Below are 11,880 nucleotides of genomic sequence, written 5' to 3'. Positions count from 1 at the left end.
GTTCTCTCCTATCCTAAGTATCCGGTTGGAAGAAAAACTGATAAAGGAAGGAATGCCACAATTAGCTTCTTCCAGCCTGCATGTGGCGGTGATACAACTTCGTATCACAAAACTGGTATAAATATGGACTTACAGGAAAAATACGCTTTGTTGCAATCCAATCTTAAACAATTAGAAAGTGTTGCCATAGCCTTTTCCGGAGGCGTGGATTCTACTTTTTTATTAAAAGCAGCCTATGATGCATTGGGTGATAAAGTATTAGCTGTTACAGCACGTTCCTCAACCTATCCGGAAAGAGAATATAAAGAAGCAGTCGCTTTTACCCAAAAGCATGGAATTCCTCATGAAATAATCGTTTCTGAAGAGTTAGAGGTGGATGGCTTCTCCAAGAATCCGGTTAACCGTTGCTATTTGTGTAAGAATGAATTATTTGATAAGATTCTTGATATAGCCAAAGAAAAGGGCATTTCCTATGTTGCAGAAGGCTCTAACCAGGATGATTTAAGCGACTACCGTCCCGGATTACAGGCAATTAAAGAGCACGGAGTTGTAAGCCCGCTGCGGCAAGCAGGCCTTACTAAAAATGAAATACGCTCTCTCTCCAAAGAATTAGACTTACCGACCTGGAATAAGCCAGCTTTCGCCTGTCTCTCCTCTAGATTTCCTTATGGACAGGAAATAACAAAAGAAAAACTTGAAATGGTGGATAAGGCAGAACAGCTTTTATTGGATAAAGGCTTTCGTCAGATAAGAGTAAGACATCATGGAGAAATAGCTAGAATTGAAGTTGGTCAGGAAGAAATCACAAAATTCTTTGACTTGGAACTTATGAAAGAAATTCAAGAACGTTTCAAAACCTTTGGTTTCCCTTATACGGCTCTTGATTTAAAGGGTTACCGTATGGGAAGTATGAATGAAACATTGGCATAGAGTAATAGAACCGGCTACATAAATAGTAGACTATCTGGATAAAAACTTTCTGTCCCTACCCTTCGCTGTATTAAATAAAGTAGTATGGGAAAGTCAGAAAGTTTTTATCTATTATGGCGATACATTTAGTTATAACTTCATTAATTAATTTACTTCGTAACCACACTCTGAAGCCTCACCCTTTAATATATTAACTCCGTGCTCCAGAGCGTCAATAATAACTTCTAAGTTTTCTTTTGCTCCTTTCGGACTTCCCGGCAGGTTTATAAGCAGAGTGTTCTTGCGTATCACCGAGACTCCACGACTTAACATTGCTCTCTTTGTAATCTGTAAACTAAAATAGCGCATAGCCTCAGCAATTCCTGGAACCAGCCGCTCTCCTATATGTAACGTAGCCTCCGGTGTAACATCTCTTTTTGAAAATCCTGTTCCTCCGGTAGTTAAAAGTAAGTCAACTTTATAAGTATCACACCAATCAATCATTATGGCTTCTATTTTATTCCGCTCATCCGGTACAACTGCATATTCTACTACCTTCCAGCCCTGCTTTTCAACCAGTTCCCTGATTACTTCGCCGCTAGTATCTTTACGTTCTCCAACAGCACCTTTATCACTGGCTGTAATTATTCCAACTCGAATCATTCTCTGCCTCCAGACAATAATATCATTTCATCTCCGACTGCTATTTCACCGCCCTGCAATACTTTGGCAAACACGCCCTCTCTTGGCATAATACAGTCTCCGACTCTATTGTAAATTGCACAATGAGCATGACACTCTTTGCCTATTTGAGTCATTTCTAAAATAACATCATTGCATTGAAGTATGGTACCTACCGGCAATTCTTTGAAATCAAAGCCCTCTACAATGAGATTTTCACCAAAAGCACCGTCACCAACCTTAGCTCCAAGCTGATTAAAGGCATCAATCTTTTCTTTACCAAGAAGGCTGACCTGTCTGTGCCAGTTTCCTCCGTGTGCATCCTTTTCAATACCAAAGTTCTCAATAAACCTAGCTTTTTGTATATTCTTCTTTTCTGTCCCTCTTTTTTCGCTGATGCAAACAGCAATAATTCTGCCCATCCTGTCTCTCTCCTTCTATGCCGAGCTCGTGTACTAACCACCAATCTGAGACATTATTCGTTTGTCTTGTTCAATATGTTTTAATGTCTGGTCAAAGGTATGCCGCTTTGGTTTACCATAAATAGAGGATTTAATAGCTTCCATAATCTCACTATCACTGGTACCATTTCTTAACAATTCTCTTAAATTTACTCCTGATGCATACTGCAAGCAGTTTTTTAAGAAGCCTTCCGAGGTTAAACGTATCCGGTTACAGTTATCACAAAACTGATGGCTGACCGCAGAAATAAAACCTATTTTCCCTTGAAAACCTTTTAAACTATAATAATGGGAAGGACCATTTCCAATTTCCTCTTTGAAGGGAATCAGTTCACCAAATTCACTGCCAATAAACTCTTTTATTTCTTCTTCCGCATATCCTATGACTTCCCTTCCATATCCTAACGGCATTATTTCAATAAACCTGACATGTAGATTATGTTCTCTTGCGAAAGAAGCCATATTAAGTATTCCAGCTTTATCGTTATAGGATTTTAAGGGAACACAATTTAACTTAACCCTTATAGAAGGATACTTTAATGCTTCTTCAACTCCGTCTAATACTTGATGCAGTACGTCAAATCTGGTCAAAGCTGCAAACTCACCTTTACTTAGTGTGTCCAGACTAACATTAACTGCATTGAGCCCCGCCTTGGCAATATCCTTCATTTGTTCTTTTAATAATACACCATTTGTAGTTAGGGTAACCTGTTCAATGCCTTTTATCTTTGTTAGTTCCCCTATTAAAAACGGCAGATTTTTTCTTACCAGAGGTTCTCCCCCCGTAATTTTAACCTTCTTTATACCAAGTTTTGCAAGATATTGACAGAGTCTAATCCATTCTTCATAAGTCAATATACTTTCATGAGGAACAAGACGCACGCCCCCCTCTGGTATACAGTAAATACATCGTAAATTACAGCGGTCTGTCACAGATATACGAATATAGTCAATATTTCTTTTAAATTGGTCTATCATAAACCGCCTCGATTTCTATTATTTATTATGATTCGTAATATTTCTCGATTTTTAAATCTAACACCCACTCATCGCAAGTATACTTACGATACTGCCCAAGTAGAATTAGCGCTCCTCTATAAAGATTCATTTATTTTATTCTCAAAGTGAAAGGTTCCGCTTTTACCACCTGTTTTTTTTGCCAAATGGATTTCTGACATTACCATGGATTTATCTAATGCCTTACACATATCATATATCGTTAAAAGGGTAATCTGTACGCCTGTTAAAGCTTCCATTTCAACGCCAGTTTTCCCTTGCGTTTTGACGGTACAAATTGCTGTTATAGAAAGATTCTTTTCCTCAATCTCAAAATCAATATTACATGTTTGTATCATAAGAGGATGACACATAGGTACCAGCTCCCAGGTTCTTTTAACCGCCATAATCCCTGCGACTCTGGCAACTCCTAAAACATCACCCTTTTTTATTCTCTTCTCAACCATTGCCTTCATAACCTGTTCATTTACTATAATCTTACCTTTCGCTACGGCTGTCCTTACTGTGTCCGCCTTATCTGATACATCAACCATGACCGCATTACCTTCTGTATCGAAATGATTCAAAGAATTTTCCATAAGCCATCTCCTTATGTTTTTGCTTATTATAGCAGAATTATGTCAACCTCACAACCCTTATTCCTATGGATTATTAATATAATTTCAGATTAAAAGAAAAAAACTGAACTAGCAATAGTAACATTTTCTATTTACATTATAAAATTACGGTTGACATGGTTGGACTATTGTGATAGTCTTAAATTATCATCAGACTACTGCAATAGTCAAAAAAGGAGACTTCACATGAATATTAAGCTTTTTGATTCTGAACTCAAGATAATGGAGGTTTTATGGGAACAGGGTAATACACCCGCCCGGGATATTGTAGACGTATTGACAGAACGTATTGGCTGGAACAAAAACACTACCTATACAGTAATTAAAAAATGTATTGATAAAGGTGCAATTGAGCGAGAAGAACCCGGCTTTTTGTGCAAACCACTGGTAACCCGGGACGAAGTACAACAAAGTGAAACAGAACAATTAATTGAGAAAATGTTTGGTGGTTCCAGCGAGCTGTTCTTTTCTGCATTTTTAAAGAATCAGGGAATTTCTGAGGATGAAGCCAACAGGCTTGCTAAACTAATTAAGGAGGCGAAATAAATGCTGCATTTCGGATTAAACATGCCCTTATTCCTAATGGTACTACACGGAAGTATAATGATTTTAACGGTATTTTTGCTGCGCACTCTTTTTAAGAACCATTTACCTAAATTTGTTTTTCCGGTGCTTTGGAGTTTGGTGCTTTTTAGACTATTAGTTCCGTTTTCCTTATCTAGTCCTATTAGTACGCCTGTACCGGACTGGCATTTGAATCTTTTAGAAGCCCCTACTGTTTATCTTGTAGAAAGTACCACTACAGATACTACGGATACAACTACAGAAGAATCTGTAACATATAGCTTTGCTGAAAGCCATGATATGGTTCCGTCAAATTGGCGGTTAATTCTGTTACTAGTTAATGGTTTGGGAACCGTGGCAACAGCTGGTATCCTACTATGTCAAAAACAACGTTATACCAAAAAATTAAACAACAGTCTATTGATTGAACATAACCGATCAATTCAAACAATTCTTTCTGAAATGAATATGGAGCACATCCTTGTATTTTCGAATGATGAAATTTCTTCTCCTTTGGTCTGCGGTCTTTTTAACCCCCGCATCTACTTACCAACAGGTATGGATTTTCAACAAATTCAGCTCTTGCATCATATTCTTTATCACGAAATAATGCACATAAAACGCAAAGACAATTGGTTAAAAACCGTTATGCTGATTGCAGTATGTCTGCACTGGTACAATCCGTTGGTCTGGCTTATGTCTAAATATCTCTCCTCTGACCTAGAAGCGGCCTGTGATGCCGCGGTGTTACGCCAGATGGATTCGACACAGCGACAGAGTTATGCCGGAAGCCTGCTCACCATGGCAATAATGGGAAATCGTTCCTCGCTGCTTTACAGTTCTTTTTCCAAAACAGAGGTGGAACGGCGTATTAAAAATATTCTAACTTATAAAAAACTAACAACTTTCACACTTTTATGTTCCATACTTTTCTTGTTGAGCAGTACGATTGCCTTTGCCACCGGGGGACAAGCTCCCTTTTCTGCCTATCTAAGCAGCTTCTGTGGCAGTACTTCTTCCAGATGGGGTGTAAAAGCCGGACTTGCAAGAGATATTGCTTTGGGTGAAAAGGCAGGTAATCGTGCTGACGATGTAATTTTTAATGTACTGGACGCGGATGCCACCAATGATCCTGAAATCATAAGAACACAAGTACTGACGGACCTGGCAAAGGAATTCGGAGTTGAAAAAGGCGCCTTTAAAGTCGTTGTCACTCTTTGTCTAAGCGATGAAGAGGTTGAGCGGGAATATGTAACCCAAGGAATTACAAAAGGGCCTGACGGTTTTTATGTCTATCAGGGGGAAACCATACGAACATATAAGGATGGAATGCTCGGTTCTGTACAGACTAAGGAGGAGGGTGAAGTAGATGTCTACGTAAACCGCAACCGCCTGGGGCAGATTTCTTCTGTGACCGTCTTGAGAAAGGGCGATAGTGAATTCGACCAACGTTCAAAAGAAATCGAGCGCAATCACTACCAATATAAGATAAATACCTATGAAACAACAAGTACAGCGTATGAAAATACAGCGGTTGAACAATATTCTGTACTTGAGACAAACCAAACGGGAGATTTATCCTATGGACAGTAAACAACTTAAACTGCTTGCACTAAGCTCCATGTTTTTTGATCATTTTATACGGATTTTTCCTTTGTCAGATATTATTTATCCTCTTGGTAACTGGTGTACATCAATCGGTCTGTATACTATGGGCACTTGGTTAATAACCTGGCTTCCTCATATGCTGATATATTTCGGAAGACTAGCAGCACCTATTTTTATGTTTTGTATCGTACAGGGCTTTTTGCATACCAAAAACATAAAAAAATACCTCCTGCGTATCTTCGCAACAGCCTTTCTGGCACAGATTCCATATATACTATTTGAATTAGCAGAAAATCGCATGTATGGAATACAAGGAAGTTGGACAGATGTTTCCATGAATATTCTGTTTACACTGGGTTTGGGGTTGCTATCTCTTTGGAGTTTTACCAAGTGTCAGCAAAAAGGGTATACAATGCTTGGCATTAGTTTGATTATATTGTCTGGTATCCTTGCACGGTTACTCCGGTTTGAAGGCAGTGAAGGGTATATATTAATTATTTTTATGCTCTATATACTCAGAAATAGCAGCCTGCGTAAAAAAATTCTGCTATTTATCCCTATTGTCATACTTTCACGCTATAGACTCATTTTCTATACCTTGGCAAACCCAGAAATGCTTCGAGTCTGCTTCCTGAATGTATTCGGCCCCTATCTCGGACTTCTGGTGACTTGTTCTTATACTCATAAAAAAGGAAACATACATAAGCTATTTCAGAATTTTACTTATATATTCTATCCACTTCACCTATTTATTTTAGCAATCATAGGATATCTTAGAAGTCCATTCACATAAACCCATCTACTGGAACTTAGTGTATGGTCAAACATTGAAATGTGTGCTAAAATTCAAATAACTCTTTTGGTGATTATGTCTAAATATTATCAAAAGTCAATTCCTAAGCAGGACGGATAGCGGATATTATGTAAATCTAACTCCTGTCAACAGCGAAAGGAGCTTACAAAATGAGCCTTACACTTGTAGAACAATTGAAATTATGGACAGATACAAGCAACAGCATGGTCTTTTTTGGCGGAGCCGGCGTATCTACTGAAAGCGGGATTCCTGATTTTCGAAGTGTAGATGGTCTTTACCATCAAAAGTATGAATTCCCTCCGGAAACTATATTAAGCCGTACTTTTTTTAAAAAGAACACTGCATATTTCTATCGGTTCTACCGAGAAAAAATGATCTATCTTAACGCCCAGCCTAATATAACTCATACTAAACTGGCAGAATTAGAGCAAAAGGGTACATTAAGCTGCATCATAACCCAAAATATTGATGGGCTTCATCAAAAAGCAGGCAGTAATAAAGTATTGGAACTTCATGGTAGTGTACATCGCAACTATTGCGTGAATTGCTTTAAAGAGTATGGAATTGATAAAATACTAAATACAGAAGGTATACCCAGATGTGAATGTTATGGTGTCATTAAGCCTGATGTTGTTTTGTACGAAGAATCTTTGCAGGAAAACATCATTAATAAAGCAATTGATGCAATTAAGCAGGCAGATTTACTGATAATTGGCGGAACCTCCTTATCTGTTTATCCGGCAGCTGGTTTTATCAGATATTATCAAGGAAATCGTCTGGTACTGATTAACAGGAGCGAAACACCATATGATTCACAGGCTAATCTGGCTATAAAAGCTGATTTGGGACAAGTATTTGCTGCCCTTTCATAAAATAACTGTTATAAATCAAAGAAACTGACCTGAAGCAGATGATTGATTTATAACAGCTATAAGCCTTAAAGCAGTGCTTCCCACTGCTTTTCTTTAAAGCTTGGAACAACGCCCTTTTCAGTAATAAGAATGGGGCGTTTTACCAGCATACCGTCGGTTGCTAATAACTTTAACTGCTCCTCCTCTGTCATACTGTTAAGCTTATCTTTTAAGCCAAGTTCTTTATAAATTAGTCCGCTGGTATTGAAAAATCGTTTCAAAGGCAGTTGGCTTATCTCATACCATTCCTTTAGTTCTTCATACCTTGGCGGGTTTGTTTTTATATCACGCAGTTCGCAAATAATTCCTTTATCATCCATCCATTTTTTAGCTCGTTGGCAGGTACTGCATTTTGGATACCACAAAAATAACATTCTATTTCCTCCAATCCTATCTTTAAAAACCTTCTACGTATCTAACCTTCTTAAAGGCTACTTATCAATGTGTGAAAGAAAGCGTAAGTTCACACTCTATATTTTAGATAATATCTTAACAAATAGCAATAATAAAAACAATGTTTTATTTTAGAAATACATACTTGTAAGTGGTTATCTAAACGGATAGTTATTGTAATTATTTGGTAATTAGTTTATAATCAATACTAACTAATAACCTAGGTACTAACCTTTTGAAAGGAGAATCTATGTGGACTTCCATGTACAACTTATGGTTTTTCAGGGGCGTCTTTCTTAACTCCTACTCACCTCTTAGCGAGTTTATGACCTGGGACTTTTTAGGTTCCATGGCCGGAGCAATTGCTGCCACCACACTTATCGTTCAATTTCTTAAATTTCCTCTGGATAAAGTGTGGAAAATACATACCAGATATGTGGTTTATCTCATCGCTCTTCTACTTTTAGTGTTGGTAGAGGTCTTTACAGGGCACATTAATCTTGAACGGTTTCTTTTATTAGCACTAAATGCTGTGATAGTAGCAACATCCTCTATGGGGACATACGAAGTTACCTTTAAGCAAGTCGAGAATGCAAAAGCAAAGACCTAAATGGATATCAGAAAAGCTCAGAACTTTTCTAATAAAAGCTGTGTACTTTTTTATAACAGTATTTTAAAGAAATGCTCCCGAGCTTTTCTTTCCGTTATATGCATTTTATATAATCATCACAACTATTAATAATTACTTATTTTATATTTATATAAATCCTATTTATATAAGTCTATTTGTCTCATCAATTTCATCACCTTCTTATAATCCTTCTGGATCTATATTATAAAAGTGGACACGATAAGTAACCATATATTACAATTAAGTAGACAAAAAAAGGAGGTATCTACTCATGTCCACAAGTAAAACTGGAACACGGTATGACGAGGACTTCAAACGTACTCTCGTTAACCTTTATCAATCTGGCGGTAAAACACAGGCTGCTCTCTGTAAAGAATACGGTGTTTCCCTAACCGCTCTTACCCGTTGGATCAAGCAATACTCAACCGTCAAAACGGATGATGGCGAGGTCTTGACCGCCAAACAAGTGAAGGATCTTCAAAAACGCAATGCTCAGCTTGAGGAGGAACTCCTCATACTAAAAAAAGCGATTGCCATCTTCACGCCACACTCCAGCAACGATTAGATGCTGTTCATAAGCTTCGTTTTCAGCATGACATAAAGATTCTTTGCAATGTATTAGGTGTAAACAGAAGTACCTATTATAAGCATTTTCACTCAGTACCTGCTGAACGCACCAAGGAAAATCAGGAGATAGCCAAACGGATTCTCCATATCTACGCCGATTATAACAAGCGTCTTGGTGCATATAAGATTACTTATGTCCTCCAGCGTGATCATGGCATTCACATCAGTGTTGGACGAGTGTACCGCCTGATGAAAACACTTCAATTACCACGAATGTCAACGGTGAAGCCATATCGTAACTATCGGCATAAAGATACTGGCAATTGCACCAATCATCTCCATCAGGAGTTCAACCAGAAATCCCCTGACATTGTCTGGGCAAGTGATTTCACTTATATCAAAGTTTCTGGGAAATGGTATTATCTCTGTATTGTAATGGATCTATTTTCTCGCAAAATCATTTCCTGGAACATTTCAGCAAGACCTGATGTCACTTTGGTAATGACTGCATTCAAAAAAGCTTATGATAAAAGGAAATACCCTACAGGCCTCATGTTCCACTCTGATCGGGGATCTCAATATACTGCATTTTCATTCAGACAGTTATTGGATTCTCTTAATGTAGTGCAGTCATTTTCTAAGAAAGGTTATCCCTTCGACAATGCCTGCTGTGAATGTTTCTTCAAATATTTGAAAAAAGAAGAAACCAACCGAAAAACCTATTACTCTTTACAGGAGCTGCAGCTATCTGTATTTGAGTATATTGAAGGTTTCTATAACTCCAGAAGACCACACAGTTCTCTTGGAATGCTAACACCCAATGAAAAGGAGGAACTCTTCTGGAATCAAGCTTAGTAACTGTTTCCAGAAAGTTTTTTCTAATAATCGTGTCTACTTACTTGACTATAGTTCATTCCATATTACATTTTTACACCTTAATAAGCCAATATTTTGTTATCTCCTTATCTGTTTATATTTACTAACAGGTAATAATACTATATAATATAGGTAAAATAGTATCGAGAACCAGTTTTGTCTACTTACATAACAACTGTTAAAAAGATAGATAAGGTGTCATTTAGTTATATTCATAATATTTAATGCATTGGCGTATCGGTTGAAAAAGCAAAAAGCGTTTTTTCTACCTCCTGCTATGTAAGCGTGCAAGTGCAGGTAGCCTAGAAGCACACAGATGGGATTAAAATAACAACGGAAAGGATATAAGTTTCATGCCTGTATATGAATTTTCTGTCCATACACCCTTACAATATGAACGTACCGGCAAATTTAAAGCTCCATCCCCTGCGTGGAAACATGAAATCTTCCCATTAAAGGATTATGAGCTGATAGTTATGACGGAAGGCTGCTTATATATAGCAGATGACAATGGCCAATATAAAGTAACTAAGGGTGAGCACTTACTCTTAGTACCTACCCCAGGGAATATCCGGTACGGTTACCATACCTCTGATTGTAGTTTCTATTGGCTGCACTTTTCCTGCAACCATGAAATCAAACAGATTCCGTATATCAGTAGAACTGAGCCTAGATTTGACACATTATATATTCCTGCTCAAAGCACATTAACTGCACCTGAAAAAGTAGTTATTCTGATGAAGCAACTACAGGACTCCATACGCTCAGGCTATGATATTACTTTTTGCAATTATACAACCACTACTATTTTATCAGAGGCTCACAATCAATGTACTCCGCAAGCCGGTGCCATACTTACCGATACAAAACGCCAAATCTACAATGACATTAAAGATTATGTAAAAGCAACCTTATATAAAAGTATAAAAGTATCTGAAATAGCTATTTATTTTGGTTATAACGAAAAATATCTCTCCCATCTCTTTTGCAATATTGAAGGATTACCTCTAAAACAATATATTTTACAAGAAAAAATGGGATTAGCAAAGTATATGCTCACTGATACTAACGATACCATCAACCAAATATCTTCCCTGCTTTGCTTTTCTGACAGTCATAACTTTATGAAAGCCTTCAAAAAAATAGTGGGTCTGACTCCTACTGAGTATCGCAATGCCTTTTCAAAAAGACTTCTTTATGATAAATAAAACTATGCCAGCTTAAATAATCTTCTGAATACTAATGAAGCGATTTAAGCCGGCATCTTTTGCACTACCCTATCTTATAGTCTGGTGTAGCACCACTTGTAACAAAAATTATAGGAATCTTTTACACTGCTCAACATTGCTCTCTTCTGTTTTAAGCAGCTGTCTGCCTAAAAGGCTTATATCTTCCTTTACATCTGTATATTTTTTAAGATTCTTGATAATATCAATAACACCCATTATACTCCCCTGAATCAACATCTCCGCAATGTGTGCGGCTGTCTTATCTGTTAAAGTTTTAACATTAATCATTATATATGCCGACACCTTTTTATATGGGCTAATATCTTTCCCTTCCGTATTATGCTGTTTTAATTTCTCTTCGGCTGCGTCAAATATTACTTTGTATTCCTTGTACTGATCTTCTAATAATTGCTTAAAAGACTCATCTTCCGCAATATCAAGAAGCTGACTAATTGTGTCTAAACCCATCTGTGTATTCTGATAAATATACTCTAAAAATTCAACATTTTTATCCATATGAAAACCTCCTGACTATAGTGTTTGCAGATTTTCCAAAATAATTACATAGTATTCCATTTTCAAAAGTATATTTTATGGTTATG

At 37.2% G+C, this 11,880-nt stretch carries 14 protein-coding genes; 8 read left to right on the top strand and 6 right to left on the bottom strand.

The genetic code is table 11. The annotated features are described in order from the left end of the window. Window positions 1–123: 123 nt before the first annotated feature. On the top strand, window positions 124–930 hold the full coding sequence (larE, locus tag acsn021_RS10330) for an ATP-dependent sacrificial sulfur transferase LarE (RefSeq protein WP_184090095.1): 807 nt from the start codon (window positions 124–126) through the stop codon (window positions 928–930). Between the two features lie 144 nt (window positions 931–1,074). Here the strand turns inward: larE and acsn021_RS10325 are convergent, their stop codons facing one another. The 4 genes from acsn021_RS10325 to moaC all read right to left on the bottom strand — a co-directional run bounded on the left by acsn021_RS10325 (window position 1,075) and on the right by moaC (window position 3,646). Beyond that, on the bottom strand, window positions 1,075–1,572 hold the full coding sequence (locus acsn021_RS10325) for a MogA/MoaB family molybdenum cofactor biosynthesis protein (RefSeq protein ID WP_184089966.1): 498 nt from the start codon (window positions 1,570–1,572) through the stop codon (window positions 1,075–1,077). Continuing rightward, on the bottom strand, window positions 1,569–2,012 hold the full coding sequence (locus tag acsn021_RS10320; protein WP_184089968.1) for an MOSC domain-containing protein: 444 nt from the start codon (window positions 2,010–2,012) through the stop codon (window positions 1,569–1,571). The genes acsn021_RS10325 and acsn021_RS10320 overlap by 4 nt, the downstream gene beginning before the upstream one ends. Before the next feature lie 33 nt (window positions 2,013–2,045). Further along, entirely contained in the window at window positions 2,046–3,029 is a 984-nt protein-coding gene (gene moaA, locus acsn021_RS10315; RefSeq protein WP_184089970.1) for a GTP 3',8-cyclase MoaA, read from the bottom strand. 116 nt (window positions 3,030–3,145) lie between these two features. Further along, window positions 3,146–3,646 carry a cyclic pyranopterin monophosphate synthase MoaC gene (moaC, locus tag acsn021_RS10310; protein WP_184089973.1) on the bottom strand — a complete coding sequence of 167 codons (501 nt, stop codon included), beginning with the start codon at window positions 3,644–3,646 and terminating at the stop codon, window positions 3,146–3,148. Between the two features lie 225 nt (window positions 3,647–3,871). Between moaC and acsn021_RS10305 the strand changes: the two genes are divergently transcribed. The 4 genes from acsn021_RS10305 to acsn021_RS10290 all read left to right on the top strand — a co-directional run bounded on the left by acsn021_RS10305 (window position 3,872) and on the right by acsn021_RS10290 (window position 7,543). Further along, on the top strand, window positions 3,872–4,231 hold the full coding sequence (locus acsn021_RS10305) for a BlaI/MecI/CopY family transcriptional regulator (protein WP_184089975.1): 360 nt from the start codon (window positions 3,872–3,874) through the stop codon (window positions 4,229–4,231). Beyond that, complete coding sequence (locus tag acsn021_RS10300) at window positions 4,232–5,842, top strand: M56 family metallopeptidase (protein ID WP_184089978.1); 1,611 nt, start codon at window positions 4,232–4,234, stop codon at window positions 5,840–5,842. Further along, window positions 5,832–6,650, top strand: a complete 819-nt coding sequence (locus acsn021_RS10295; RefSeq protein ID WP_184089981.1) for a TraX family protein — start codon at window positions 5,832–5,834, stop codon at window positions 6,648–6,650. Before acsn021_RS10300 ends, acsn021_RS10295 begins: the two co-directional genes overlap by 11 nt. Before the next feature lie 170 nt (window positions 6,651–6,820). Further along, window positions 6,821–7,543 carry an NAD-dependent protein deacylase gene (locus acsn021_RS10290; protein WP_184089984.1) on the top strand — a complete coding sequence of 241 codons (723 nt, stop codon included), beginning with the start codon at window positions 6,821–6,823 and terminating at the stop codon, window positions 7,541–7,543. A gap of 65 nt (window positions 7,544–7,608) precedes the next feature. On the opposite strand, the gene acsn021_RS10285 is transcribed toward acsn021_RS10290, so the two are convergent. After that, entirely contained in the window at window positions 7,609–7,956 is a 348-nt protein-coding gene (locus acsn021_RS10285; protein ID WP_184089987.1) for an arsenate reductase family protein, read from the bottom strand. 269 nt (window positions 7,957–8,225) lie between these two features. On the opposite strand from acsn021_RS10285, the gene acsn021_RS10280 reads away from it, so the two are divergent. The 3 genes from acsn021_RS10280 to acsn021_RS10270 all read left to right on the top strand — a co-directional run bounded on the left by acsn021_RS10280 (window position 8,226) and on the right by acsn021_RS10270 (window position 11,257). Continuing rightward, window positions 8,226–8,585, top strand: a complete 360-nt coding sequence (locus acsn021_RS10280) for a hypothetical protein (RefSeq protein ID WP_184089990.1) — start codon at window positions 8,226–8,228, stop codon at window positions 8,583–8,585. A gap of 292 nt (window positions 8,586–8,877) precedes the next feature. Further along, window positions 8,878–10,028, top strand: a protein-coding gene (locus acsn021_RS10275) for an IS3 family transposase (RefSeq protein ID WP_243168001.1) whose coding sequence is annotated in 2 segments (ribosomal slippage) — window positions 8,878–9,136 and window positions 9,136–10,028 — 1,152 coding nt in all. Because the reading frame shifts where the segments join, the coding sequence is not laid out codon by codon here. Between the two features lie 374 nt (window positions 10,029–10,402). Next, window positions 10,403–11,257, top strand: coding sequence for a helix-turn-helix domain-containing protein (locus tag acsn021_RS10270; protein ID WP_184093286.1), 855 nt, complete (start codon window positions 10,403–10,405; stop codon window positions 11,255–11,257). A gap of 108 nt (window positions 11,258–11,365) precedes the next feature. Here the strand turns inward: acsn021_RS10270 and acsn021_RS10265 are convergent, their stop codons facing one another. Then, complete coding sequence (locus acsn021_RS10265) at window positions 11,366–11,794, bottom strand: hypothetical protein (RefSeq protein WP_184093287.1); 429 nt, start codon at window positions 11,792–11,794, stop codon at window positions 11,366–11,368. Window positions 11,795–11,880: the final 86 nt, after the last annotated feature.

Origin of the sequence: Anaerocolumna cellulosilytica (genome assembly GCF_014218335.1) — a bacterium.
Lineage (GTDB): Bacteria > Bacillota > Clostridia > Lachnospirales > Lachnospiraceae > Anaerocolumna > Anaerocolumna cellulosilytica.
Note: the sequence above shows the minus strand (reverse complement) of the source record. Positions and strands in the feature narration are given on the sequence as shown.

Coding starts and splice junctions, on each gene's coding strand:
- acsn021_RS10290 (WP_184089984.1), top strand. CDS start 6,821: ATGAGCCTTACACTTGTAGAACAATTGAAATTATGGACAGATACAAGC.
- acsn021_RS10270 (WP_184093286.1), top strand. CDS start 10,403: ATGCCTGTATATGAATTTTCTGTCCATACACCCTTACAATATGAACGT.
- moaA (WP_184089970.1), bottom strand. CDS start 3,029: ATGATAGACCAATTTAAAAGAAATATTGACTATATTCGTATATCTGTG.
- acsn021_RS10325 (WP_184089966.1), bottom strand. CDS start 1,572: ATGATTCGAGTTGGAATAATTACAGCCAGTGATAAAGGTGCTGTTGGA.
- acsn021_RS10280 (WP_184089990.1), top strand. CDS start 8,226: ATGTGGACTTCCATGTACAACTTATGGTTTTTCAGGGGCGTCTTTCTT.
- acsn021_RS10300 (WP_184089978.1), top strand. CDS start 4,232: ATGCTGCATTTCGGATTAAACATGCCCTTATTCCTAATGGTACTACAC.
- moaC (WP_184089973.1), bottom strand. CDS start 3,646: ATGGAAAATTCTTTGAATCATTTCGATACAGAAGGTAATGCGGTCATG.
- acsn021_RS10320 (WP_184089968.1), bottom strand. CDS start 2,012: ATGGGCAGAATTATTGCTGTTTGCATCAGCGAAAAAAGAGGGACAGAA.
- acsn021_RS10285 (WP_184089987.1), bottom strand. CDS start 7,956: ATGTTATTTTTGTGGTATCCAAAATGCAGTACCTGCCAACGAGCTAAA.
- acsn021_RS10295 (WP_184089981.1), top strand. CDS start 5,832: ATGGACAGTAAACAACTTAAACTGCTTGCACTAAGCTCCATGTTTTTT.
- larE (WP_184090095.1), top strand. CDS start 124: ATGGACTTACAGGAAAAATACGCTTTGTTGCAATCCAATCTTAAACAA.
- acsn021_RS10265 (WP_184093287.1), bottom strand. CDS start 11,794: ATGGATAAAAATGTTGAATTTTTAGAGTATATTTATCAGAATACACAG.
- acsn021_RS10305 (WP_184089975.1), top strand. CDS start 3,872: ATGAATATTAAGCTTTTTGATTCTGAACTCAAGATAATGGAGGTTTTA.